Source organism: Bradyrhizobium sp. HKCCYLRH1030, assembly GCF_051168395.1.
In the GTDB taxonomy this organism is placed as follows: Bacteria; Pseudomonadota; Alphaproteobacteria; order Rhizobiales; family Xanthobacteraceae; genus Bradyrhizobium.
In genome coordinates this window covers 110,733-133,833 of the sequence record NZ_JBNPUY010000009.1, presented here as the reverse complement: position 1 = coordinate 133,833, position 23,101 = coordinate 110,733, and the positions used below count along the sequence as shown (strand labels likewise).

General features: G+C 65.9%; 22 protein-coding genes. 12 read left to right on the top strand and 10 right to left on the bottom strand.

The features are described from left to right. Window positions 1-73 precede the first annotated feature (73 nt). Window positions 74-229: a hypothetical protein gene (locus ACQR1E_RS25050; protein WP_315711478.1), complete on the bottom strand. Its 156-nt coding sequence runs from the start codon at window positions 227-229 to the stop codon at window positions 74-76. Window positions 230-453: 224 nt separating this feature from the next. On the opposite strand from ACQR1E_RS25050, the gene ACQR1E_RS25045 reads away from it, so the two are divergent. Beyond that, window positions 454-1,422: an SDR family NAD(P)-dependent oxidoreductase gene (locus ACQR1E_RS25045; protein ID WP_434897684.1), complete on the top strand. Its 969-nt coding sequence runs from the start codon at window positions 454-456 to the stop codon at window positions 1,420-1,422. A 170-nt stretch (window positions 1,423-1,592) separates the two neighbouring features. On the opposite strand, the gene ACQR1E_RS25040 is transcribed toward ACQR1E_RS25045, so the two are convergent. From ACQR1E_RS25040 to ACQR1E_RS25030, 3 genes are all read right to left on the bottom strand, one after another. After that, window positions 1,593-2,069 (bottom strand): GcrA family cell cycle regulator, encoded by a 477-nt coding sequence (locus ACQR1E_RS25040; RefSeq protein WP_316165185.1) that lies wholly within the window; start codon window positions 2,067-2,069, stop codon window positions 1,593-1,595. 86 nt (window positions 2,070-2,155) lie between these two features. Then, window positions 2,156-2,353 (bottom strand): hypothetical protein, encoded by a 198-nt coding sequence (locus tag ACQR1E_RS25035; RefSeq protein ID WP_006614936.1) that lies wholly within the window; start codon window positions 2,351-2,353, stop codon window positions 2,156-2,158. A gap of 1,039 nt (window positions 2,354-3,392) precedes the next feature. Next, a complete protein-coding gene (locus ACQR1E_RS25030; protein ID WP_434897683.1) occupies window positions 3,393-4,334 on the bottom strand; it encodes an acetamidase/formamidase family protein in 942 nt (313 codons plus the stop codon). Between the two features lie 130 nt (window positions 4,335-4,464). On the opposite strand from ACQR1E_RS25030, the gene ACQR1E_RS25025 reads away from it, so the two are divergent. Further along, the gene (locus tag ACQR1E_RS25025) at window positions 4,465-5,253 is read left to right on the top strand and encodes a YdcF family protein (protein ID WP_315755032.1); all 789 of its coding nucleotides are present in this window, start codon (window positions 4,465-4,467) and stop codon (window positions 5,251-5,253) included. Here ACQR1E_RS25025 and ACQR1E_RS25020 read toward each other — a convergent pair. Continuing rightward, window positions 5,250-7,097 carry a tetratricopeptide repeat protein gene (locus ACQR1E_RS25020; RefSeq protein ID WP_434897736.1) on the bottom strand — a complete coding sequence of 616 codons (1,848 nt, stop codon included), beginning with the start codon at window positions 7,095-7,097 and terminating at the stop codon, window positions 5,250-5,252. The two genes, ACQR1E_RS25025 and ACQR1E_RS25020, sit on opposite strands and share 4 nt — an antisense overlap. A 186-nt stretch (window positions 7,098-7,283) precedes the next feature. On the opposite strand from ACQR1E_RS25020, the gene ACQR1E_RS25015 reads away from it, so the two are divergent. From ACQR1E_RS25015 to ACQR1E_RS25005, 3 genes are all read left to right on the top strand, one after another. Next, window positions 7,284-8,069 carry a DUF169 domain-containing protein gene (locus ACQR1E_RS25015; protein ID WP_315711487.1) on the top strand — a complete coding sequence of 262 codons (786 nt, stop codon included), beginning with the start codon at window positions 7,284-7,286 and terminating at the stop codon, window positions 8,067-8,069. A 130-nt stretch (window positions 8,070-8,199) separates the two neighbouring features. Then, window positions 8,200-9,378 (top strand): saccharopine dehydrogenase family protein, encoded by a 1,179-nt coding sequence (locus tag ACQR1E_RS25010; RefSeq protein WP_434897682.1) that lies wholly within the window; start codon window positions 8,200-8,202, stop codon window positions 9,376-9,378. A 39-nt stretch (window positions 9,379-9,417) separates the two neighbouring features. Then, complete coding sequence (locus tag ACQR1E_RS25005; RefSeq protein WP_434897681.1) at window positions 9,418-10,596, top strand: saccharopine dehydrogenase family protein; 1,179 nt, start codon at window positions 9,418-9,420, stop codon at window positions 10,594-10,596. On the opposite strand, the gene ACQR1E_RS25000 is transcribed toward ACQR1E_RS25005, so the two are convergent. The 3 genes from ACQR1E_RS25000 to ACQR1E_RS24990 form a co-directional block, all read right to left on the bottom strand. Next, window positions 10,593-11,867, bottom strand: a complete 1,275-nt coding sequence (locus ACQR1E_RS25000) for an O-antigen ligase family protein (RefSeq protein ID WP_434897680.1) — start codon at window positions 11,865-11,867, stop codon at window positions 10,593-10,595. The two genes, ACQR1E_RS25005 and ACQR1E_RS25000, sit on opposite strands and share 4 nt — an antisense overlap. A gap of 87 nt (window positions 11,868-11,954) precedes the next feature. Continuing rightward, window positions 11,955-13,484 carry an undecaprenyl-phosphate glucose phosphotransferase gene (locus tag ACQR1E_RS24995; RefSeq protein ID WP_315755021.1) on the bottom strand — a complete coding sequence of 510 codons (1,530 nt, stop codon included), beginning with the start codon at window positions 13,482-13,484 and terminating at the stop codon, window positions 11,955-11,957. Between the two features lie 153 nt (window positions 13,485-13,637). Beyond that, a complete protein-coding gene (locus tag ACQR1E_RS24990; RefSeq protein WP_315712597.1) occupies window positions 13,638-14,708 on the bottom strand; it encodes a glycosyltransferase family 4 protein in 1,071 nt (356 codons plus the stop codon). On the opposite strand from ACQR1E_RS24990, the gene ACQR1E_RS24985 reads away from it, so the two are divergent. Further along, window positions 14,658-14,810, top strand: a complete 153-nt coding sequence (locus ACQR1E_RS24985) for a hypothetical protein (RefSeq protein WP_315755033.1) — start codon at window positions 14,658-14,660, stop codon at window positions 14,808-14,810. The two genes, ACQR1E_RS24990 and ACQR1E_RS24985, sit on opposite strands and share 51 nt — an antisense overlap. Before the next feature lie 325 nt (window positions 14,811-15,135). After that, entirely contained in the window at window positions 15,136-17,439 is a 2,304-nt protein-coding gene (locus tag ACQR1E_RS24980) for a GumC family protein (protein ID WP_434897679.1), read from the top strand. Here ACQR1E_RS24980 and ACQR1E_RS24975 read toward each other — a convergent pair. Further along, window positions 17,436-18,668, bottom strand: a complete 1,233-nt coding sequence (locus ACQR1E_RS24975) for a GNAT family N-acetyltransferase (protein WP_434897678.1) — start codon at window positions 18,666-18,668, stop codon at window positions 17,436-17,438. The two genes, ACQR1E_RS24980 and ACQR1E_RS24975, sit on opposite strands and share 4 nt — an antisense overlap. A 275-nt stretch (window positions 18,669-18,943) precedes the next feature. Here ACQR1E_RS24975 and ACQR1E_RS24970 point away from each other — a divergent pair, with 275 nt between their 5' ends. Then, a complete protein-coding gene (locus ACQR1E_RS24970; protein ID WP_434897677.1) occupies window positions 18,944-20,005 on the top strand; it encodes a polysaccharide deacetylase family protein in 1,062 nt (353 codons plus the stop codon). On the opposite strand, the gene ACQR1E_RS24965 is transcribed toward ACQR1E_RS24970, so the two are convergent. Beyond that, window positions 20,006-20,227 carry a DUF2842 domain-containing protein gene (locus tag ACQR1E_RS24965; protein WP_315711497.1) on the bottom strand — a complete coding sequence of 74 codons (222 nt, stop codon included), beginning with the start codon at window positions 20,225-20,227 and terminating at the stop codon, window positions 20,006-20,008. 102 nt (window positions 20,228-20,329) lie between these two features. On the opposite strand from ACQR1E_RS24965, the gene ACQR1E_RS24960 reads away from it, so the two are divergent. From ACQR1E_RS24960 to ACQR1E_RS24945, 4 genes are all read left to right on the top strand, one after another. Beyond that, window positions 20,330-21,418: a COX15/CtaA family protein gene (locus ACQR1E_RS24960; protein WP_315827187.1), complete on the top strand. Its 1,089-nt coding sequence runs from the start codon at window positions 20,330-20,332 to the stop codon at window positions 21,416-21,418. A 703-nt stretch (window positions 21,419-22,121) separates the two neighbouring features. Next, a complete protein-coding gene (locus ACQR1E_RS24955) occupies window positions 22,122-22,415 on the top strand; it encodes a BrnT family toxin (RefSeq protein WP_315750855.1) in 294 nt (97 codons plus the stop codon). Continuing rightward, window positions 22,408-22,620: a hypothetical protein gene (locus ACQR1E_RS24950; protein ID WP_315711501.1), complete on the top strand. Its 213-nt coding sequence runs from the start codon at window positions 22,408-22,410 to the stop codon at window positions 22,618-22,620. Before ACQR1E_RS24955 ends, ACQR1E_RS24950 begins: the two co-directional genes overlap by 8 nt. Before the next feature lie 30 nt (window positions 22,621-22,650). Then, on the top strand, window positions 22,651-22,974 hold the full coding sequence (locus ACQR1E_RS24945; RefSeq protein ID WP_434897735.1) for a transcriptional regulator: 324 nt from the start codon (window positions 22,651-22,653) through the stop codon (window positions 22,972-22,974). The last annotated feature ends 127 nt before the right edge of the window (window positions 22,975-23,101 follow it).

Here is a 23,101-nt window from a genome sequence, read left to right as displayed (position 1 = left end):
CGGCGCAATCGTCCTGCGCAGGCCGATCGCCGGTGGCGAGCCTTTTCATATCTGCTGCAGACCGTCTCGGGTCTCAGATCCCGAGCAGCCAGACCGCGACGATGGTGCCGATCACTGCGAGCCCGCTGATCGTCCAGCCCGTCACATAGGCGCCGTCGTCAGATCCCGCGGGATCGACCATCGTGTCGCGCCAGCCTTCGTCCTGCCAGTGCCCCTGTTGGTACGCCATGCGAACCTCCTCGAGCCTGCCTCCCCGTGGAATAAGTCGGACGCCCCTCGAGAAGGTTCAACCCCAAGCTGAAATCTTCGTTGCATGCGCTGCAACGCAAATCCCCGACATCCCCTCTGGTCAGGCCGGCGAAACGTCCTAAGCTCGGAACGCGTTCCGCGAAGAGAACGAGCAGGTCGCCGGGACGGCATGGCCGTCCCGCAGCAGGGAAGGAAGACCATCCAATGAAGGATTTCGCCGGCAGGATCGCCGTGATCACCGGGGGCGGCACGGGCATGGGCCGCGAGCTCGCGCGCCAGCTCGTTGCCGAAGGCTGCAACGTCGCCATGTGCGACGTCTCGGCCGAGGCGATGGCCGAAACCAAGCGGCTGTGCGAGGCCGAGAAGCTGCCGCAGGGCCTGCGTGTCACCACCCATGTCGCCGACGTCTCGATCGAAGCGCAGCTGCAGCGCTTTCGCGATGAGCTCGCCGAGCAGCAGGCCACGGACAGGATCCACCTGCTGTTCAACAATGCCGGCATCGGCGGCGGCGGCAGCCTGTTCACCAACTCCCGGGAGCAGTGGGAGCGCACCTTCAACATCTGCTGGGGCGGCGTCTATCTCGGCGTCCGCACCTTCCTGCCGATGCTGCTGAAGGCAGACGAGGCCCATATCGTCAACACCTCGAGCGTCAACGGCTTCTGGGCCTCGGTCGGCATGGGCGTCTCGCACACCGCCTACAGCGCCGCAAAGTTCGCGGTGAAGGGATTTACCGAAGCGCTGATCAACGACCTCCGCCTCAACGCCCCGCACATCAAATGCTCGGTGGTGATGCCCGGCCACATCGGCACCTCGATCGTGTCGAACTCGCGCAAGGTGCAGAGCGGCACCGAGTCAGACGAGCTGAGCGAGACCGAGATCGGGCTTGCGCGCCAGCGCATGAAGGGCATGGGCATCGACGTCGCCGCCATGAGCGATGCCGACATCCAGGCTGCCGCCCGCGAGCGCGCCCGCAGCTTCCTCGAGGACGCGCCGACCACGGCGGCACAGGCGGCCAAGATCATCCTCGACGGCGTCAAGGCGGAGCAATGGCGCATCCTCGTCGGCGAGGACGCCAAGCTGCTGGACATGCGTGTGCGCCAATCACCGGAGCAGGCCTACGAGCCGGAATTCTTCCAGCGCTTCGCGCAGGAGGCTGGGTGGAAGCTGGGGTAGGGCGGGTCCATTGGTGTAGTTGGGACGGGATCTCTCGCCCCGAGACGGTGAGCTCCCCTCCCCGCAAGGGGGAGGGGAGACGAGGCCGCCGCGCCGTCCCCGCAAAATGCGGAGACTAGGCAAAGCGTGAAAGCCATTAGGCCCGTAGGATCTTTGCTACGCCGCCCTCATTACCTCGACGACGCCACCCGGTACGCCATCCGCGTGTGGCTCGGGCAATACGGCAGCCCCTCGATCGGCTTCGATCCGCAGAAGCAGAAATCATCCGCGCCGGGCGTCGAGATCGGCCAGCGGCAGCGTTCCTTGGAGAGCTCGAACAGCGAGCAGCCATTCACGACGGTGCCGACCGGTTCCTCGACGATCGCAGGCGGCGGGTCGTTCTGGACCGCGCGCAGGATGCGGCGGCGCAGCTTCGGCACGGGACGGCGTGCGCCATCGCGTGTCGTCTCGCCGCGCACCACGCGCCTGGTGTCGCCGCCATTGTCGCGCGTCAGCGCCAGGCGGGAGATCTTGCCGATCACGGCGTTGCGGCTGACGCCGAGCTCGGCGGCGATCTCTCGGCAGGTCAGCCCGGCCTCAAAGTGCTGCTTCAGGGCCTGGAGCCGTTCCTCGGTCCAGGTGGGGAGTGTCTGTCGTTCGGCGGGCATTGTTGTCGCTTCCAAGTTTGATCCGTCCTGGATCGTCCTGGCCGACGGCTGCACCGAAACTGTTGTCCGCGTTGCGTGTCCCTAGCTTACGCCCGTCCGTTGTCGCGAATCGACAGCAGCCCATCCTTGATGGCGAGCCGGATGCCTTCTTCAATCAACGTTCTGCAGACACCCGGAACGCTGGTGCCGTGGGTTCCCTGTTTCACGAGCTTTTCGAGATAGCCGATGGTTGCCAGGGCTAGGGTTACGGGGATGCGGTCAGTTTCGGCTTTTTCCGTCGCCATGCCTAAAAGCTAGTCCGTAACCGGTGTACAGAAAAGTAACTTTTTAGACTCTATTAGGAATCCAATAGGTTGTACAGCGGCTTGGGGATAACTGGTTAAGATATTGAATTTTATCGAAATATGACGAATCGGCGAGGTCGCGACGGTGACTCTCCGCCCGCTCGGCGAGTCCGGGGCCGGAATGGTACGGGGAAGCACGGGCCGGGAAGATTCGCGTGAGCCGCGGTGCCCGATGGTCGCTTCAACCACCGCCGTGCCGCGGCGCCTGCTTCGGGATCCCCTTGGTGAATTTTCAGCAGAGCAGGTAGACGGGTCATCACGGTCACGGCGAGAAAAGTTCGTCATTCCAGAAATAACGCTTTCGCTTTTCCGGAAATTGTGCTTTAGTGCCGCCATCCCGCCTCGGCCGGAGGGGCGTTGCGCGCGATCGTCACGACACGCGAGGCGGGGAGCGATGGCCGTGATGGAGCCGCAGCGTATCCTCTCGGGTGCGCGGACGAACGGCTCGGCGCGGACGTGAAGTCGCAGCGTGCTGACACCCCGACGCTGGTGTTATCCGCGCAACGCGCTCTGCGCGTTGTCGCGATCGCGACGAGGCTTCGCCTCGCGCGGAGGTGGCCAACAAGCCCGGCGCACCAGGCAGACTGCGTATAAGCGTGAAGACCATCGCGCAGGGAAGGCCGGGCGTTCTCGGCTGCACCTGTGGTACCTGCCGCCTGCATTTTTTCTTGCAGGCGGGCCGCAGGCGCCAGCCGGCGCCTGGCCTTCCCTGCGCCCTCCGACATTTCAGAGGGTGAGATCTGCAGCATGACCCGGGCAGGATCTGCCGCGGCAGCGCGACGTCACGCGTCGTTCGATGCGCTCCCTCGCGCGGCATCAATGGCGTCGTCCCCGCGAAGGCGGGGACCCATAACCCCAGGGAGCAGTTGGCTTGCGCAAGTCCAACCACCTCGCGTCACGACTTGGTTCGGTGGTTATGGGTCCCTGCGTTCGCAGGGACGACAGCAGTGTGTTTGGCCCGACGCTCAGCCCTGTCTTCTCACCCGTGCACCACCGCCTTCGCGATCATGCAATGAATGCCCTTGGAGCCGTTGACGGTCTGGGTCACCCGCAGATCGGCGGCGAGGCTGCACAGCGTGTAGGCGTCCTCGCGCGACAGATTGCGCTTCTCGCCGAGCAGCACGATCATGTCGCGCAGCGCCTTCACCGCGCACTGGTCGAGGTCAGGGTCCATCGCCATCGTCATGTAGTGGGTGGTCGTCTCGGCGCGCGGATAGTCGAAGTTGAGATCCTTGCGCACAGTGAGACGGAAACGCCCCTGCAGCGCGGTCTCGATCGCGGTGACGCAGACCTCGCCGTCGCCCTGCACGCCGTGGCCGTCGCCGCAGGAGAACAGCGCGCCCGGCACGAACACCGGCAGATACAGCTTGGCGCCGGCGCCGAGCTCCTTGTTGTCGAGATTGCCGCCCATCGCACGCGGGATCAGCGAGGTGATGCGGCCCCAGGCCGGCGGCGGCGCCACGCCCATCACGCCGAAGAACGGCGCCAGCGGCAGCTCCAGGCCCCACGGCAGCTTGCCGACCATCCGGTCCTTGTCGAGCGGGATGTTCATCAGCCGGCTCTCGTGGAAATCGTCGGGCAGGGTGCCCGCCAGCGGCCGGATGAAATTGTAGCCCCAGTCCTGCCGCAGCTGGACGTCGAGGATCTCGACCTCGAGCACGTCGCCGACCTCCGCGCCCTTGACCGCGATCGGGCCGGTCAGGATGTGGCCGGGCACCATGCGCTCGCTGCGGGCGTGGACGTCGAACAATTCCGGCGGCACGTGGAATTTGCTGGTGTCGGGCACCACGTCGGGCCCGCCGCTGATCGAATCGATCGTGACCTCGTCACCGCTGTCGATCGTGAGCACCGGCTTCAGCCGGGATTCGAAGAAGCCCCAATGGCAGGTCTCGGGGCTCGCGTGCAGATGGTGATGGGCCATGGTCCTCTCATTCGTACCGGTTCGGGACCGAGCATAGCGCATCCGCTGGCCGCCGCAGAGAGATGGCGACGCATGGCCGCTGTCGTGTATGAGGGCGGCCGTGGCACCTCACTCCGCGCCGGAGTTCGCAATGTTCTTTGTGCTGTCGAAGACGCTCGGCCTGCTGGCACTGCCGACCAATTTCATGATCGCGCTGGGCCTCGCAGGCGCCATCCTGATGCTGACCCGGTTTGCCGTGCTGGGGCGCAGGCTGGTCGTCTCGGCCATGCTGCTGCTGGCGATCGTCGGCCTGACGCCGCTCGGCAGCCTGATGCTCTATCCGCTGGAGAGCCGGTTTCCGAAATGGGACCCGGCGAATGGCGCGCCCGACGGCATCATCGTGCTCGGTGGTCCCGTCGATTCCGACCTGTCGGTCATGTACGGCATGCCGGTGACGGTGGCGGGCGCCGACCGGGTGATCCAGGCCGCCGCGCTGGCGCGGCGCTATCCGAATGCGCGCATCCTGTTCACCGGCGGCAGCGCCAACCTGATCGCGACAGAGGCCAAGGAGGCCGATGTCGGCGCCGAGATCCTGCTCAGCCTCGGCGTGCCGAAGGAGCGGCTGCTGCTGGAGCGGCAGTCGCGCAACACCTACGAGAATGCGATCTTCTCCAAGGCGATGATCTCCCCGAAGCCGGGCGAGCGCTGGCTGCTGGTGACCTCGGCCTATCACATGCCGCGTTCGGTCGGGCTGTTCCGCAAGGCCGGCTTTCCGGTCGAGCCCTATCCGGTGGACTGGCGCGTCGGCCGCGTGCTCGACTTCGACGGCATCTCGCTGCTCGGCCTGCGGCGCGCCGACATCGCCGTGCGCGAATGGGTCGGGCTCGTGGCCTACCGCCTGCGCGGCCGCATCGACGATCTGTTTCCGGGACCGGCCTAGGCGATCGTCTTGCTGAAGCCCGCCGCTTTCGCGGCCAGCTCGCCGCGCGCGCGCGCGACGACCGGCTCGTAGCGGCAGCTCGAATCCTGCCGGAACAGCCGCGCGCTCGGATACCACGGGCTGTCGTCGCGATCCCTGAGCCAGCGCCAGTCGGCCAAGTATGGCAGCATGATCCAAGTCGGCCGTCCGAGCGTGGCGGCGAGATGCGCGACGCTGGTGCAGACCGTGACGACGACATCGAGACAGGAAATCAAGGCCGCAGTCTCGACGAAGTCGGTCAGCTCGCCGGTGAGGTCGCGGATGCCGCCCTGCTGCGCCAGCAGCGCTCTGTCCGAGGGCCGCAGCTCCTTTTGCAGGCTGACGAAATCCGCGTCGAGATCGAGCAGCGGCAGCAAGGTCGACAGCGGCATCGAGCGGTTGCGGTCGTTGCCCTGGTGGGGGTTGCCGGACCAGACGAGGCCGACCCGCAGCCGGTCATGCGCCCCGAGCCGCTGCTCCCAGGCCGCGATGCGCTCGGCCGGGAGCGGCGGCAGATAGGACGCGGGCGGGATGGTCGCGAGCGTGGTGCCGAAGGCGAGCGGCAGGCTCATCACCGGGCAGTGCATGTCGAAGGCCGGCCGGTGCAGCTCCGGTGCGAACGCAAGGCATTGCGACACGCCTTCGACACCGGTCAGCAGCGGCCGCAGCGCCTCGCGGACCACCAGGATCACCCTGGCGCCGCGCGCGGCGACCATCGGCAGGTAGCGCGCGAACTGGATGGTATCGCCGAAACCCTCGTCCTCCTCTATCAGGAGGGTCTTGCCGGCGATGTCCTCGTGGCCCAGCCATTTCGGCTCGACAAAGCGCGGATAGTCAGGGGAGAAATCCGGCATGTTCCAGCGCGCCTCGCGCCGCTCCCAGCCCGCGGTGTAGTCGCCGAATTGCAGCTCGACATGGGCAAGCTGCCAGGCCGCCTTGGCGTGACCCGGCTCGAGCGCGAGGATCTGCCGGTAGACGGCGGCCGCATCCTCGAAGCGCAGCAACTGAAGCAGCGCAAAGCCCTTGTTCAGCAGCACCTCGACGAAGTTCGGGCGCAGGCTCAGCGCCTCGTCGAACCACGGCAGCGCCTCCGCGTTGCGGCCGAGGCAGACGAACGCATCGCCGAGATTGTTGCAGACCATCGCCTCGGTCGGCGCCAGCGCATGCCCGCGTTCACAATCGGCCAGATACGCGTCGTAGTGTTTGAGCTCGCGGAGGCACCGGGCGCGCATCTGCAACGACTGCAGGTCATTCGGCTGCTGCGTCAGGCAGATCGTGAACGCCTGGGCGGCTTCCTCATAACGCTGCTGCTGATGCAGCAGCAGGCCGCTCTGGAACGCGGCCTCGCGGTGCGAAGGATCGATCGTCAGCGCGTGCTGATAGCTCAGCAGCGCCTCGGCGCCACGGTCGAGCGCCAGCAGCACGCCGCCCATATGCTTCCACAACTCGGCCTCGTCGGGCTTGAGCTGGATCGCCTTGTCGAAGACGGCGAGGGCGTCGTCGAGCCGGCCCATCTGCTTCAGGGTGAAGCCGAGGCTGGTGAGATAGTCGATCTTCGGCGTCTGTCGGATCGCGCGCGAGAACCACGCGACGGCATGGTCGTGCTGGCCGGTTTGCAGCGCGATGATGCCCATCAGCGCAAGGCTGTCGGCGTGGGCCGGGTCGGCCGCCAGCGCCTGCTCGCAGCACATCTGGGCATCGAGCAGACGCCCTCCGCCGAGGTGATGCAGTCCCGCCTCGTAGAGCGCGGCGGGCGACAGCACGGGCGTTCCGCCGGGGCCGGCCGTTGCGCTCTTGGCGCCTTCCTTCCGGTCGCTGCGGGTCATCGACTGATCCTGTTCGAGGATCGAAAATTCATAAGTGATTCCCGTAATATCGAGAAGGATCATGGTATGGCGGGCGAGCCCGTAGGGCGGAAATACTGGCATCACGCGGTGCGAGGGTCTAACAAGCGCCCCGAAGTCGAACCACGCATTGGACCGGCAGGCGGTGCGGTAGGGAGGGAGCGCCACATGCAACAGCCGAACGGGACGGACAGGCTGGATCTGGCGGCCATGGTGGCCGATCTCAACGGCCTGCTGCGGCTGAAGACGACCGTGATCGGCATCAAGATGTTCGCCCGCGTCGAGGACATGGAAGCGGTGGAGAAGATCCGCCGGCCCAACGCGGTGCACACCACCGACCAGATCGTCAGCATGGCCTCGCGGCTCGGCTGGACAGTCGGCATCACCGGAGATGATCTGGTCGGCGCGCAGTGCCGCGCGGTGATCGGGCTCGGCCCGCAGGACGACACCTGGCTCGAGGGCGCGAACTATGTCGGCGTCTGGCACGGCACGGCGGAGGACGCGCGCAAGCGACAGGAGGCGCTGGATGTCGTGCCGTTCGGCCGCTACCAGGCCATGGCCGTCAGCCCGCTGTCGAGCGGCCGGCTGGATCCGCCGGACATCTGCCTGGTCTATGCGACGCCGGGACAGATGATCATCCTGATCAACGGCCTGCAATATGTCGGCTACAAGAAGTTCGAATGGGGCGTCGTCGGCGAGACCGCCTGCGCCGACTCCTGGGGACGCGCGCTGAAAACCGGCGAGCCGAGCCTGTCGCTGCCATGCTTCGCCGAGCGCCGCTATGGCGGCGTGCCGGACGAAGAGATGCTGATGGCGCTGAAGCCATCCGATCTCGCCAAGGCGATCGCCGGCATGAAACAGCTTGCCAGGAACGGCCTGCGCTACCCGATCGCCCCTTACGGCATCCAGAACGACGTTCGCGCCGGCATGAATGTGTCTTATGGAAAAAAGTAGACCGCAAACTCCGTCATTGCGAGCGCAGCGAAGCAATCCAGGGCTGAGGACGGGACTCTGGATTGCTTCGTCGCTGCGCTCCTCGCAATGACGGGGCACTAAAATCGCAGCTGATCGCTAGGGAACAAGAATGACGTCATCCAAGTTCGATATCATCGTCTATGGCGCGACCGGTTTCACCGGGCAGCTCGTCGCTGAATATTTGGCCACGCAATATCGCGGCGACAGCTCGCTGCGCTGGGCGATGGCGGGCCGGAGCCTCGACAAGCTCGCGGCTGTCAGGGACCAGATCGGTGCGCCTGCCGATACGCCGCTGATCGCGGCGGACGCCTCAGATCCTGCATCCCTGCAGGCCATGGTGGCGCAGACGAAGCTGGTGCTGACCACCGTCGGTCCCTATCAGCTCTATGGCAACGAGCTCGTCGCGGCCTGCGCCGAGACCGGCACCGACTACGTCGATCTGTGCGGCGAGCCGGTGTGGATGCGGCAGATGATCGACAAGCATCAGGCCACCGCCGAGAAGAGCGGCGCGCGCATCGTGTTCTCCTGCGGCTTCGATTCCGTGCCGTTCGAGCTCGGCGTCTATTTCGTGCAGCAGCAGGCCAAGAAGGTGCTCGGCGCCGCAGCGTCGCGTGTGAAGGGCCGCGTCCGCGGCATGAGCGGCACGCTCTCGGGCGGCACCGCGGCGAGCGCCAAGGCGACCTTCGATGCGGTCGCCAAGGATCTGAGCCTGGTCGCGATCCTCAAGGACTCGTTCGCCCTGACGCCCGGCTTCAAGGGTCCGAAGCAGCCGTCGGGCAACAAGCCCGTCTATGAGGAAGATCTGCAGTCCTGGACGGCGCCGTTCATGATGGCGCTGATCAACACCCGCAACGTCCACCGCTCCAACATGCTGATGGGTTTTCCCTACGGGCAGGACTTCGTCTATGACGAGATGGTGCTGACCGGCCCGGGCGAGAAGGGCGAGGCCAACGCCAAGAAGGTGATGGCGGCAAATGCCGAGAAAACCGGCCCCAACGCGCCGAAGCCGGGCGAGGGTCCCTCGAAGGAGGAGCGCGAGAACGGCTACTACAATCTTCTCTTCGTCGCGATCGCCCCCGACGGCCGCCAGGTCCGCGCATCCGTGAAGGGCAATCGCGATCCCGGTTACGGTTCGACCTCGAAGATGATCAGTGAATGCGCCGTCGGCCTGCTGCGCGACGGCGCCGGCGTGAAGGGCGGGTTCTGGACCCCGGGCGCGGCGCTCCGCGACAGCCTGATCAAGCGGCTGGCGGACCACGCCGGCCTGACGTTCACGGTGGAGGGCTAAGAGCGGTGGAACCCATCCGCCGCGGTCCAGAGAGCAACGATGACGTCGGCTAAATTCGACATCGTCGTTTATGGTGCAACCGGCTTCACCGGCCAACTCGTGGCCGAGTATCTCGCCGCGCGCGATAACGGCGAAGCCAAGCTGAGCTGGGCCATGGCTGGGCGCAGCCGCGACAAGCTCGCCAAGGTGCGCGATGCGGTCGGAGCGCCGCCTGATCTGCCGCTGATCGTGGCCGATTCCAGCGACCCCGGCTCCATTCGCACGATGGTCGATCAGGCTAGACTGGTGTTGACTACGGTCGGACCCTATCAGCTCTACGGGGCCGATGTGCTCGCCGCCTGCGTCGCTGCGGGGACCGATTATGTCGATCTCTGTGGCGAGCCGCTGTGGATGCGCCAGATGATCGAGAAGCATCGAGGTGAGGCGGAGCACAGCGGCGCAAGAATCCTGTTCTCGTGTGGCTTCGACTCGGTGCCGTTCGAGCTCGGCGTGCTGTTCGTGCAGCAGCAGGCAAAACAGGTGCTAGGCGCGCCACAGCCGCGCGTGAAGGGGCGCATTCGCGGCATGAGCGGCTCGCTGTCGGGCGGCACTTCGGCGAGCGCCAAGGCAACAGCGGCGGCATTGACTGCCGATCTGAGTCTTGTGGCGATCATGAAGGACCCGTTCGCGCTGACGCCGGGATTCACCGGCCCGAAGCAGCCACCGGCCAACCGACCGATCTATGAGGAGGATCTCCAGTCTTGGGCCGCGCCGTTTGCAATGGCGCTGGTCAACACACGCAACGTCCATCGTGCCAACGTGCTGATGGGTTTTCCGTACGGGCAGGACTTTGTCTACGACGAAATGGTGCTGACGGGCGATGGAGAGGAAGGCCAAGCCAACGCCAAGTTGGTCATGGCGGCAAATGCCGAGAAGACCGGCCCGAATGCGCCCAAGGTCGGGGAGGGGCCCTCGAAGCAGATGCGGGGCAACGGATACTTCGACCTACTGTACGTCGCTGAGTCTCCCGACGGACGGCGCGTTTGTGCGTCGGTGAAAGGGAAGGGCGATCCCGGCTACGGTCTGACGGCGAGCATGATCAGCGAGTGCGCCATCGGCCTGCAGCGCGATGGTGCCGTTGTGAAGGGCGGTTTCTGGACGCCCGGCGCCGCGCTCGGCGACAGCTTGATCAAGCGGCTGATCGACCACGCCGGCCTGACGTTCACGGTGGAGGATTAGGAGGCTGCGATGTGCGGGCCGATCCCTGCGGATCGGTTCGCCTCGGCCTGATGGGCGCGCGTGGCGGCGACCATGCCCCACATCGTGCCGAGCATCAGGAAGAAGTGCCGCCAGTGGTCGGTGTCGATGATGAAGCTTTCGCCGACGGTGCCGAGGAACGCCGAGAACACCGCGATGTAGGTGCGCTGCCAGGGCACGCGCACGAACAGATAGCGGAATCCGAGAATGACAGTGGTGAACACCAGCGCGGGATAGCAGATGCCGGACAGCCAGCCGCCCGACATGAAGGCGTTCAGATAGGAGTTGTGGGTGTCCTCGGGGAAGTAGTTGTGGAACTGCAGCGGCCCGATCCCGAACGGGAGGTCGAGCGCCATGTCGGCGCCGAGAATGTGGCGTCCGAAGCGTCCGAACCGGCCCTCGTCATAGCTCTGGTCGAAGCTCGCCCGCTGCTTGAACATGTCGGCGATGGAATCGATCGAGAGCAGAACGCCGATCAGGACGATGCCGGCCACGGCGGCCGCCAACGTCATGAAGATGATGCGGGAGCGCTCGCCCCGCGTCTGGCTGGTGAGCACCATCATCGCCAGCATGAAGGCGGCGGTGAGGACGAGGCCGCCCCAGGCCGCGCGCGAGAAGGCGAGCAGGATGGCGAGCGCCATCACGCCGAGCGCAAAGCTGGCGCGCAATGTCGCGGCGAAGCGGGCGGTCACGACGTTCTGCAGCGCGAGCAGCGCCGGCAGGATCAGGAACGCGCCGAGAACGTTCGGATCCTTGAACGTGCCGCGCGCGCGGCCATACAAGGTGAGGAGATCGTAGCCACCGGGCACCAGATGGAAATAGCCGGCGACACCCGCGAGGGCTGCGATCGCGCCGCCCATCACGAGGCCGCGCCGGAGCATGTCGAGCCGCGATTCGGTATCGTCCGACGTGAGCATGGCAATGAAGATCGCCGTGAACGCCATGTACCAGGAGGTGGCGATCCAGGTCGCGATCTTGGAATCGTCGAGCAGCGGTATCGCGCTGATCGTGTAGCCGAGATTGACCAGGACCAGCAACAGGAGGAGCGGCAGGAAGACGAGGCGCAGCCTCATGCCGGTCGCGAAGAACACCGCGGCGGAGGCGAGCGTGACGAGCTCATAGGGGCTCGGTTCGATGAACACGATGGCGCCGGAGACCCCGACCAGCCAGACCAGCGTGCGCTGCAGGGCGACGACGCCCGGAGGGGCGATCGGCCTGGATGCGAACTCTTCGGCTACTGCCGTCACGGCCATCGCGAACTCACACTCATACGCAACGCATGGCGGGATCGGCCAGACACACGCGCGAAGCGGACGTGGGCCCGCTCCGGATCCCCGCAATCAATAGGCGTTCTCGCTCTTGGTCATCAGCGCCAGCGGCGTCTTGAGCAGGATGTAGAGGTCGAACAGCACGGACCAGTTCTCGATGTAGTAGAGGTCGAACTCGACTCGCTTCTGGATCTTCTCCTGGTTGTCGATCTCGCCGCGCCAGCCGTTGATCTGGGCCCATCCAGTGATCCCCGGCTTGACGCGGTGGCGGGCGAAGTAGCCGTCGACGGCCTCGTCGAACATCCGGTTCTGCAATTTGCCCTGCACGGCGTGCGGCCGCGGACCGACCAGAGAGAGGTTGCCCTTGAACACCACGTTGAACAGCTGCGGCAGCTCATCGAGGCTGGTCTTGCGGATGAAGCGGCCGACGCGGGTGACGCGTGGATCGTTCTTGGTGACGACCTTGGACGCCGTGGGATCAGCCTGGTGGTGATAGAGCGACCGGAACTTGAAGACGTCGATGCGCTCGTTGTTGAAGCCGAACCGCTTCTGCCGGAACAGCACCGGTCCCGGGCTGTCGAGCTTGATCGCAAGCGCAACCAGCGCCATCACCGGCAGTGCGAGCAGCAGGATGAGGCCGCCGACCAGTCGATCGAACAGCATCTTCATCACCAGGTCCCAGTCGGTGATGGGAGCCTCGAACACGTCGAGCGTCGGGACCGCGCCCAGATAGGAGTAGGAACGCGGGCGGAAACGCAGCTTGTTGGTATGGGCCGAAAGGCGGATGTCGACCGGCAGCACCCACAGCTTCTTCAGCATGTCCAGGATGCGGGTCTCCGCCGAGATCGGCAGCGCGAACAGCACCAGGTCGACGCGGGTGCGGCGGGCAAACTCGACGATATCATCGACCTTGCCGAGCTTCGGCGCACCGGCGCAGGCTTCGAGCGATCGCGAGTCGTTGCGGTCGTCGAACACGCCGAGGATCTCGATCTCGGAGTCGTCCTGCGCCTTCAGCGCACGCACCAGGTCCTCGCCGCTCTGGTCGGCTCCGACGATGATGGTCCGTCGATCGAGACGTCCTTGCCTGGCCCAGCTGCGGATCAGGTTGCGCAGCACGACGCGGCTCGCGATCAGCGCGCCGAGCCCCACGAAGAAGAACGCGGCGAGCCAGAGACGGGAGACTTCGCTGCCGATCTTGGCGAAGAAGGACAGTCCTATGAACAGCAGGAACACGAAGCAGTAGGACGAGACCATCCGGGTCATCTGCCGCACCTGGGCGCGGAAGACCTGGATCTGGTAGATGTCGGCGGCCTGGAAGCACACCACCGTGCTCACGGCGAGGCCGACGATGGCAACGAGATACTCCCAATGGAAGCCGCTGAGCGGCACCACGTAGCCGAAATAGACGGCGCTGCCGACGACGCTCAGCAGTACGAAATCGGTGATGCGGACGATGCCGGCGAGGACGATCGGAGAGTAGGCGCGGTGAACCTTCTGATTGGCGACCGCCAGGGCCGCCGGCGACAGGCGGCGACGCCGTTCAACGGCCGGCTTGCCTGCCGCGGCCGTCGATGCGGCCGTGGCCGCAGCAGCATCCAACATCGAGCGAGCGTTGATCGGTTCCACAGTCGTACAAGCCCGGATTATGTTTGTTAGTATTTGTGGTCATGTAAGCGCTGATAGCGCCGGGGGAAATTCCCCACCGGCGGGATTAAGGGCCAAATCGGAAGAAACGGTTAGCGATGGTAAATGACGTCAGGTCTTGGTAAACGCCTCGCGGTAGCTGTCGAGCACGCCCTCGACCATCGCCTTCTGCGAGAAATGCTGGAAGATCCGCTCGCGCAGCGCCTTGGCGCGCAGCTGCGCGGTAGCCGGATCGTCCAGTGCGGCTGCAATGGCGTCGGCCAGCGCGGTCGCGTTGCCTGGCATGAACATCGCGTCGTCGTGCGCCCCGAAGATCTCGGGGATGCCGCCGACCCTCGCCGCGATCATCGGAACCCCAGCGGCTCCCGCCTCGATCACGACATAGGGCATGGAATCGCCGCGCGACGGAACGACGAGCAGTCGTCCTTTGGAAAATCCGTCGCGGGCCTTCACATGGCCGATGAAACGCACCGCGGCCGCAAGACCGAGGCGTTCGACCTGGGCTTTGAGCTTCGACATCTCCTCGCCGTCGCCGCCCAAGGTCAGCGTCAGCGGCCGGCCACGGGAGCGCAACTGCGCGACAGCGTCGATCAGCAGATCCGTGCCCTTGATGTGCCTGAACTCGCCGACATAAGCCAGGTCGGTCTGGTCCTGAGCCGGCGTGACCGGGTCGAATTCGCCTGCAGTGACGCCGTTGAAGACGCAATTCACCAATCCGTTGGGATGGCCGATCATGCGCTCATAGGTATCGCGGGCGAAGGCGCTCTCGAACAGGAAGAGATCCGTCCGGTTCATCAGCGCACGTTCAAGCCGGCCATACAGCGCGCCTTTGAGCGTGTCGAGCGGGTAGTGCAGCGAGCCGCCGTGAGGCGTGTAGATGCGGATCGTTCCTGGCCGATGCGGCAGCAGGCGTACGAACGCGCCGGCTTTGGCGCCGTGGCCGTGCAGCACGTCGGGGGCGAGCGCGCGGGAGAGGCGATGGAATCGGCTGAGTGCCAGAATGTCGCTCGGCCAAGGCTCCCGATGAATGGGAACGCGGTGCACGCCGAGTGTCAGGCGAGGCGCGATCTGGGCCAGCGCGGCATCGGCGCGTTCGCCGCCGGTCAGGCTGTCCGCAATGATGCCCACGTCATGCCCGCGATCGACCTGGCCGTTGGCAAGGTCGAGGATGTGCCGAAAGATGCCGCCGACGGGAGCTCTGACCGCGTGAAGGATTTTGAGAGGTTTGTTCTGCGACGGTGCCATGTCGAACTCGCCCGCGCCATCGGCCTGCGCGTGGTTTAGCCAGGCGTCGCTGCGCGAGCTGATCTGACGACTGGCGGATAGAGGAAGCACGGGCGCCTCTCGTCGCTGAATATTGATAGCTCCAACCTCGATAGAGGCTTGATGGTTAACAAAGTCTCACTTGTCGTCACTGCCGGGCAGGTTCGCTCCAGCATTGTGACGATCTGGCGCAAGCCTACGTGTTGCAAGCAGCATTTGGCGAAGGATGACGATTGTTCGATAGGGCGAGGTTGCAGGCGCTCCGGTTAACCCGTCAGCAACCTTAATGGAGTGTAATTGTACCACGTATGGTAGCGGCGTGGCGTAGGTCTCGCGGGAGTGGATGATGCGGTTGGCGTTCTGGCGTGCCGGCGAGAAGACACAGGTTGACGGAGCCTCCGTCCGACCCGTGACAGGCTCGCCATCGTCGGCGGAGCCGGGCCCGGCCGGCGATCTCGATCTCCGGCTGGTCGGCCGCGCCTTGGCACGAAAGCGTGGCTTCATTCTTTTGCCGACGCTGCTCGCTCTCGTTCTGTCGATCACCGCGGTCAACATGATCACGCCGCGCTACAAGTCCGAAGCGCGGATCCTGATCGACGGACGCGAGAACGTGTTCGTGCGGCCGAACGGGGAGCGTACCGAAGAGCGGACGGCACTCGATGCCGAGGCGGTCACGAGCCAGGTGCAACTGGTCCTGTCGCGAGATCTGGCGCGCGACATTATCGCGAAGAACAGGTTGGGCGAGCTGCCGGAGTTTGATCCCGTCCTGCGCGGCGTGTCGCCGCTGAAGTCGGTCTTGGCGATGGTCGGGCTCGTGAAGGATCCGCTTGCCATGACGCCGGACGAACGCGTCATGGATGCCTATTACGAACGCCTGACCGTCTACGCCGTCGACAAATCGCGCGTCCTCGTCGTCGAGTTCCAGTCGCAGGATCCGGCGCTTGCGGCGAAGGTCGCGAATTCGATCGCGGACGGCTATCTCGTTGTTCAGCAGAACGCTCGGCAGGCGCAGGCGAAGTCCGCCAGCCAGTGGCTGGCCGGGGAGATCCAGGGCCTGCGCAAGAAGGTTGAGGAGGCGGAATCGCGGGTCGAGGAGTTCCGCGCCAAGTCGAATTCGTTCATGGGGACCAACAACACCTCGCTGTCCAACCAGCAGATGGGCGAGGTCAATACCCAGCTCAACAATGCGCGCGCCTTGAAATCGGATGCCGAGACCAAGGCGCGGCTGATCCGCGAGATGCTGCAGAGCGGCCAGCCGATCGAGGCGTCCGAGGTGCTCAATTCGGAGCTGATGCGGCGCTTGTCGGAGCAGCGCGTGAGCCTGCGCGCGCAACTCGCGGAACAGTCGTCGACGCTGCTCGACAATCACCCGCGCATCAAGGAACTGAAGGCGCAACTGGCTGATCTCGACCGCCAGATCCGCGACGAGGCCGGCAAGATCTCCCGCTCGCTCGACAGCGACGCGCGTATCGCCGACGGGCGGGTGCAGATGCTGAGCCAGAGCCTCGATCAGGCCAAGAAGCAGGCCACCTCCACCAATGGCCTCGATGTCCAGCTGCGGGCGCTGGAGCGGGATGCCAAATCGCAGCGCGACCTGCTGGAATCGTATCTCGCCAAATACCGCGAGGCGAACACCCGTGAGTCGCTCGACACCCCGCCCGCGGATGGGCGGATCATCTCGCGGGCGGTGCTGTCCAATACACCGGCGTATCCGAAGAAGCTGCCGATCGTGCTGATCGCGACATTGGCGACCTTGATGCTGACCTCGGGCGTGGTCATCACCGGCGAGCTGCTGCGCCTCACGGCTCCGCGTGCGGTGGGCCCAGCCGCCCCGGCCATGAGCAGCATGGCCGATGTCATGGTGCTCGCGGCGCGGGTCGAGCCGATGATCGCCCCGCGTACGGTCTCCGCATCGCCGGCCGTTGCACCACCTTCGACGTCGGCGCCGGTTGAGGCCGCGCGTCCGGCTTCGGTACCGCCGCCCCCCACGGCCATGCAGCCGGCCGAGGCGCCGTCGGCCGAGCCGGTCAAGCCTGCGCCGCCACCGCTGAACGAGTTCGAGCAACTCGCCGCCGATCTGCTCGGCGCGGGCGAGGGCGCCCGCAAGGTCACCGTGCTCGGCACGGCCGGCGGCGAGGCCGTCACGTCCACTGCGCTCGCGATCGCCCGCACCATGGCGGCGCAGGCGCGCGTGGTGCTGGTCGACCTCGCCGGCAGCCCGCAACTGCTTGCGGGCGTCTCGGTCGATCCGGCCGCGCCCGGGCTGATCGAGCTGATGCTGGGCGAGGCATCGTTCGCGTCCATCATCACCAAGGACCAGGCCTCGCGGCTGCACATCGTCAATGCTGGCCGTCCCGGCGCCGACCGCAGCCAACTGCAATCGCCGCGGCTCGCGCTCGCGATCGACGCACTGTTGCGCGTCTACGACCACGTCCTGCTCGACGCTGGCAATGCCTCCGACCTGCCGGCCGAGCTCCTGACCGCGGGCGCGCGCGCCGTCGTCGTGCCCGATCCCAAGATGGCCGCCGAGGCGCGCAGCCAGATGAGCGAGCAGCTGCGCGAGGTCGGCTTCGGCGCCGTCACCATGCTGAAGGCACCGGCCGGAGGCGCCAACCGCAACCAGCCGGGGCCGCGCGGCGTCGCCGCCTAATCTTCGGCCCTCTCGTCAGCCTTGGCGGCGCCGCCGCGCGATTGCAGCGCGCCACGCAGCTGTTGTGCCAGACGGAACAGGGCAGGGCTGTGCTTGACGGCATGCTTGGCCCGTCCAACCGCAGCCATCGTCGTCGCGGCGACGCGCCCCCGCGCGGTCAACGACATGAAGCTGTCGAAGATCGGCTCGTCATTCTTGCAGAACATCCGCTTGTAGTCGTCCGATCCGATGCCGAGATCGAGGGCACGAAAATCCTGTTGCGCGTAGTGATCGATGATCGAGCGCATCAGGATCAGTCCGGGACTCCAGCGCGCATTCTCCGACAACGTGTAGGTGTTGAACATCATCGAGAAGCGCGCCCCGTCGGCCACGCCGGCAAACAGTGCGATGATCTCGGCGTCGCAGCGCAGTGCGTGGATATCGATGGCGCGATGCCCGCAGTCGAGCTTTGCCATGCAGGCGCTGCGCACGAAGGCCTCGACGCCTGCTTCCGCGAACACGTTCGGCAGCCTCTGCTCGGCCATGCGGATCGGCTTGGTCCGGAAGAACCAGTCGAGCAGCTCGGCGATCTCGGCGTCGCTGCTCGCGACCATGTAGCGGTAGCCGGGCAGCGCCTGCAGCTTCTTTTCCTTGCTCTTCAGCCGCTTTCGGAACGAATTCGACAACAGCGCCGTCGGCGCAGCCCCCGGCGGCATCAACAGCACCGGACAGTCGTTCACCGACGGCTGGTGCGGCCATTGCGCCAGCGGATTGGCGAGATCGCGCCAGCGCTCCGGCTGCTGTGTCAAGGCGAGCAGGTCGACACCGCCGCGATCGCGCAGCCCTGCGAGCAGGACGTCGAGATCGCCGGCGCTGGCGCGCGCGGCGAATTCGCGATCCATCAGCGGCATGTTGAAGGTCGTATGCTTGCCGCCCATGAAGGTGGCGATGCGCACGCCGCAGGCGTGCCGCAACGTCAGCGGCAGCAGCAGCAGCGGGCGTTGCTCGGCATCACGCCCGATGACGATGAACGGCGTCGCATGTTCGCGCGCGCCGACGTCGCGCTGCCATGCGCCGAGCAGATCGAAGCGCTGGTAGGGCGTCGAGACATGTTCGGGGACTTCGAGCGCGCGCCAGACCGGCTCGGCGGCAGCCAGATCGGACACGATCTCCACCCGCGCGAGCCCCGACGGCAGCCGCCGCGCGGGCGCCTGCGCCGTCCGGCTCTCGATCACGGCGGCCATGGTCATCGCGCAGCTCGCGTTGTCGTGGAATTTTGTTGCTTGACGTCAGGAGACCCTCGCAAAGAAGTCTCAACAAAAGGTAATGGCAATGACGTCGTCCCAAATCGGGAATGGCACAAACAAAGACCTGTTCAAATCGGCAGCGGCCACGCGATCTTGACGGCGGACGATCGCTATCATCGGATGGCGGTGATCATGACGCGATCGCGCCACGGTCTGTCCGCATCAGGTGGGCGCGGACGGTCTGGTTTCAAGTGGGATTCGGGGAAGGGGCGCGGGAATTGTCGTCGGACAACAGGTGGCTGCGCAGCGCCCGGCTCGAGCTGGCCTATTTCAGCGGTGGCACGCTGCTCGCGTCGCGCGCCACGGGTGGCGCGGGCGCCGTGCTGCGGTTCGAGCGCGTGCGCCCGCGGCGCAAGGGCGCGTTCCAGCCGCTGAAATGCGCGGAGATCACCCCCGTTTTCCTCGACAAGGTGATCCGGGCGCTGAGGCGCTGGGGCTATGACATCGTCTCGCTCGACGAGGCCTGCGACCGCGCCGTGCGCCTTCCCCAAAGCAGCCGCTTCGCCTGCCTGAGCTTCGACGGCGCCGCGAAGGACCTGATCACGCACGCCTATCCGGTGCTGGCGCACCACGGCGTGCCGTTCACCATCTATGTGCCCTCGGCCTTCCCCGATGGGCTCGGCGAAGCCTGGTGGCTGGCGCTGGAGGCCGTGATCGCGCGCGAGGCCCGCATCAGCCTCGTGATCGATCATCGTGAGCAGCGCTTCAACGTGTCCACGCCGGCTGAAAAATACGAGTTGTTCGCCCATCTCGCAGGCTGGCTGCGCAAGCTGCCTCCGGCCGAGCTGTCGATCGCGATCCGCGACCTCTGCGCGCGCCATTCGGTCGATCTCGCCGGCCTGAGCCGCGAGTCCTCGATGGACTGGACCGACATCGCCCGTCTCGCCGCCGACCCCAACGTCACGATCGGCAGTGCCACCGTGCACTATTCCGTGCTCGCCAATCTCCGGGATGCCGACGCCCAGCGCGAGATCACGATGGGCAAGGCGGTGCTGGAGACGGCGCTGCGCCGCCCGGTCCGGCACATGGCGTATCCGTTCGGCGACCGCTATTCGTTCCGCCGCAGCGACGTCGTGCTTGCGGAGCAGGCGGGCTTCGTCAGCGCGGCCTCGACGATGCCAGGCGTCGTGCAGAGCGAGGGCCGCACGCATCTGCACATGCTGCCGCGGATCGCCTGGGACGGCCGCTCGCGCTCGCTGCGCGCCTTGAAGGTGCTGATGGCCGGCATCACCCTGCCGCGGGAAAAATCCGCGCCGCAGCCGAAGCTCGATCTCGGCTGATCAGCCTTGCTGCCGCTCCGGATCCGGGCGCAGCATCCAGCTCACGATCGGCATCGCGGGCAGCACCCAGCCCATGCCGACGACGACGTAATAGACCGCCTGCAGCCAGCCGGAGTTGGCGATCAGGGGGAATTGCGCCATCACCATGCCCATCATCGACCAGGCGAAAGCGAGCAGGAGCAGCGCGACGGCGCCGATCAGTTTACGGGTGCGGATCGTCATGACGGGATTGTCAGCCTCGGCTGGGGGCGGCGCGGCTTGCGCGCGATTTCCCCGGGATTATAAGGGCCTGTCAGCCCCGGTTCAATCGAGCGTTCAACGTCCATGACCACGGTTCCCCGCACACGAGATCTCGCCGCGATCCGCATCTGGCTCCTCGCCGTGGCCGGCCTGATCGCGCTGATGGTGCTGGTCGGCGGCGCGACGCGGCTGACCGAATCCGGGCTGTCGATCGTCGAGTGGAAGCCGGTCACGGGCACCTTGCCGCCGCTGTCCGCGCAGGCCTGGACCGACGCCTTCGAGGCCTACAAGACCATTCCGCAGTATCGGCAGATGAACGCCGGCATGACCCTGCACGAATTCAAGACGATCTTCTGGTGGGAGTGGAGCCACCGGCTGCTCGGCCGGGTCATCGGCATGGTCTACCTGCTGCCCTTCCTGTGGTTCCTGTGGCGCGGCGCCGTCTCCGGGCCGCTCGGCCGCAGGCTGTGGCTGATCTTCGGCCTCGGCGCGCTGCAGGGCGCGGTCGGCTGGTGGATGGTGGCCTCCGGCCTCACGGAGCGCACCGAGGTGGCGCCGGTCCGTCTCGCGACGCACCTCTCGCTGGCGCTGTTGATCTATGCGTCGATCGTCTGGACGCTGCGGCGGCTCGCGCCGCGCGAGGAGGCCGAGGTGCCGGCGCGGCTGCGGCTGACGGCCTGGGTGCTGGTCGGCGTCACCTTCGTGCAGCTCTATCTCGGCGCGCTGGTCGCCGGCCTGCGCGCCGGCCTCGTCTACAACACCTGGCCGGAGATCGACGGCGGCCTGATCCCGAAGGCGGCCAATCTGTGGATCCATTCGCCGTGGTGGATCAATCTGTTCGAGAACGATCTGACGGTGCAGTTCATGCATCGCATGACCGCCTACACGCTGCTGGCATTGGCAGCCTGGCACGCCTTCGACGTGATGCGTGCCGGCGTCGGCCGCGACGTGGTGCGCGGCGCGCACCGGCTGCTCGCCGCGATCCTGGTGCAGGCCGTGCTTGGGATCTTGACCCTGCTGGCGCTGGTGCCGATCTCGCTCGCGCTGCTGCATCAGGGCACGGCCATCATCGTGCTGACCTTCGCCGTGCTGCAAGCCGAACGCCTGTCGCCGCGACGTGTCGCTGTTGTCGCCGTGCCGCGGACGGCCGTGGCGGCCGGGCAGGCGGGGTAGGGCGTTCTCGCGCTCGCTGTTGCAGCGACCTCCGCCGTCATTCCGGGGCGCCCGCAGGGCGAGCCCGGAATCCATTGAGCCGCGAGACACGCTGGAAAATGGATTCCGGGCTCGTGCTGCGCACGCCCCGGAATGACGGTGGAGAGACATTCGCGCAAGCCAACAAGCGTGACTACGCACGCTGCGCAATGATGTGAAGACAAACATCCTCTTCCTCGCGCGCCATCACGCCGAGTTCTGCCGGTCGTTTCACCCTCGAAACACGCGAGGGCGCAGGGAAGGCCGGATGCCTGGCCGGCACCCATGGCCCGCGTGCAAAGAAAAGAGCACGCGGCGGTCACCACAGGTACGGCCTGATACATCCGGCCTTCCCCGCGCGATGGTTTTAACGCTTATACGCGATCTCCCCGGGGACCGGGCTCTCTTGCCCCCGTCATCTCGCGCGATGCGTTGAGCACCGACACGAGACTTAGCGCCAGCGTCGGGGCGCCAGGACCACGCGACTTCGCCGTCCGTAACGGATCGCTCGTCCGCGCGAACTTTCGTCCGCGCACGGCCCGCCACGTCCACCGCATTCCTGCCCTACGCAACTGGACGATCCGGAAGCGCCCCTCGGCTGGACAGGAACAAAAAGAGAACATAAGCTGATTTGCGTCGTTTGGCAAGCGTGGCGTGTCGCGGACATCACCGGGTGGGGCGGACCATGCAATTCGAGTTCGATTGGGATCCGGCCAAGGCAGAGAGCAATCTGCGCAAGCATGGCGTTGCGTTTGAGCGGGCGATGAGCATCTTCGGCGATCCGTTGGCGCTCTCGCGTCTCGATGACGGATCTGGCGCAGGCGAGGAACGATGGGTTACGATGGGACGCAATATTGCTCACGAGCTACTGCTGGTCGTGCATACGTACACGGAGCTATCGGCAGACCGCGCAGCGATCCGCATCATTTCTGTCCGTCGCCCGACCCGGCGCGAAATCCGCTCCTACGAGAATGGGTGATCCGATGAAGGATGAATACGATTTCTCGAACGCCGAACGCGGCAAGTTCTTTCGCAAGGGCGCGCGAATGCTGCCTCCGGTGCATCTCGAGCCTGATGTGCTCGATCACCTGACCGGGCTGGCCAGCGCGCGGGGCGTCTCGTTGACCGAATTGGTCAACACGCTTCTCAAGGAGGATATTGAGCGGATCGAGGCTGCGAAATAGCTCTTTGGGAGTTTATGCGAGCACCTCATGATGCCTTGGCGATCAGACTTCCGCGACACGGTTCGGGCGCGCGCGGACCGCGATCCGGCGTTTCGCGAGGCGTTGTTCCAGGAAGCCGTGAGTGCGCTGCCGCGCGGAGAGGTCGATGACGGCCGCGCCGGCCTGCGTGCGTATATCAACGCAACGATCGGCTTCGAGGCGTTGAGCAACGCGCTCGGGCGGCCGTCGAAGAGCCCGATGCGCATGTTAGGGCCATCCGGCAATCCCACGGCCGAGAACCTGCTTGGCGTGATCGGCGTGTTGCAGGCAGAGACAGGCGTGCAGTTCGACGTGCGCGTCGTGGTCGCGGAGTGAGTTACTGGCGCGCGCGGATCAACAAGATCACAGCTGCTCTCAACCAATGAAGAACGAATACGACTTCTCGAACGCCGCCGCTGATCTCGGCAATATCCGATGGCCGTCTGTCGCAGGCGACCGCGGC

Excerpts from the sequence above, each read along its gene's own strand:
- ACQR1E_RS25000 (WP_434897680.1), bottom strand. The coding sequence starts at position 11,867 with ATGGCCGTGACGGCAGTAGCCGAAGAGTTCGCATCCAGGCCGATCGCC.
- ACQR1E_RS24955 (WP_315750855.1), top strand. The coding sequence starts at position 22,122 with ATGCAATTCGAGTTCGATTGGGATCCGGCCAAGGCAGAGAGCAATCTG.
- ACQR1E_RS25015 (WP_315711487.1), top strand. The coding sequence starts at position 7,284 with ATGCAACAGCCGAACGGGACGGACAGGCTGGATCTGGCGGCCATGGTG.
- ACQR1E_RS25030 (WP_434897683.1), bottom strand. The coding sequence starts at position 4,334 with ATGGCCCATCACCATCTGCACGCGAGCCCCGAGACCTGCCATTGGGGC.
- ACQR1E_RS25005 (WP_434897681.1), top strand. The coding sequence starts at position 9,418 with ATGACGTCGGCTAAATTCGACATCGTCGTTTATGGTGCAACCGGCTTC.
- ACQR1E_RS25035 (WP_006614936.1), bottom strand. The coding sequence starts at position 2,353 with ATGGCGACGGAAAAAGCCGAAACTGACCGCATCCCCGTAACCCTAGCC.
- ACQR1E_RS24985 (WP_315755033.1), top strand. The coding sequence starts at position 14,658 with ATGCCCGCGATCGACCTGGCCGTTGGCAAGGTCGAGGATGTGCCGAAA.
- ACQR1E_RS25040 (WP_316165185.1), bottom strand. The coding sequence starts at position 2,069 with ATGCCCGCCGAACGACAGACACTCCCCACCTGGACCGAGGAACGGCTC.
- ACQR1E_RS24975 (WP_434897678.1), bottom strand. The coding sequence starts at position 18,668 with ATGACCATGGCCGCCGTGATCGAGAGCCGGACGGCGCAGGCGCCCGCG.
- ACQR1E_RS25050 (WP_315711478.1), bottom strand. The coding sequence starts at position 229 with ATGGCGTACCAACAGGGGCACTGGCAGGACGAAGGCTGGCGCGACACG.
- ACQR1E_RS24960 (WP_315827187.1), top strand. The coding sequence starts at position 20,330 with ATGACCACGGTTCCCCGCACACGAGATCTCGCCGCGATCCGCATCTGG.
- ACQR1E_RS24995 (WP_315755021.1), bottom strand. The coding sequence starts at position 13,484 with ATGTTGGATGCTGCTGCGGCCACGGCCGCATCGACGGCCGCGGCAGGC.
- ACQR1E_RS24965 (WP_315711497.1), bottom strand. The coding sequence starts at position 20,227 with ATGACGATCCGCACCCGTAAACTGATCGGCGCCGTCGCGCTGCTCCTG.
- ACQR1E_RS24945 (WP_434897735.1), top strand. The coding sequence starts at position 22,651 with ATGCCTTGGCGATCAGACTTCCGCGACACGGTTCGGGCGCGCGCGGAC.
- ACQR1E_RS25025 (WP_315755032.1), top strand. The coding sequence starts at position 4,465 with ATGTTCTTTGTGCTGTCGAAGACGCTCGGCCTGCTGGCACTGCCGACC.
- ACQR1E_RS24980 (WP_434897679.1), top strand. The coding sequence starts at position 15,136 with ATGCGGTTGGCGTTCTGGCGTGCCGGCGAGAAGACACAGGTTGACGGA.
- ACQR1E_RS25020 (WP_434897736.1), bottom strand. The coding sequence starts at position 7,097 with ATGACCCGCAGCGACCGGAAGGAAGGCGCCAAGAGCGCAACGGCCGGC.
- ACQR1E_RS25010 (WP_434897682.1), top strand. The coding sequence starts at position 8,200 with ATGACGTCATCCAAGTTCGATATCATCGTCTATGGCGCGACCGGTTTC.
- ACQR1E_RS25045 (WP_434897684.1), top strand. The coding sequence starts at position 454 with ATGAAGGATTTCGCCGGCAGGATCGCCGTGATCACCGGGGGCGGCACG.
- ACQR1E_RS24950 (WP_315711501.1), top strand. The coding sequence starts at position 22,408 with ATGGGTGATCCGATGAAGGATGAATACGATTTCTCGAACGCCGAACGC.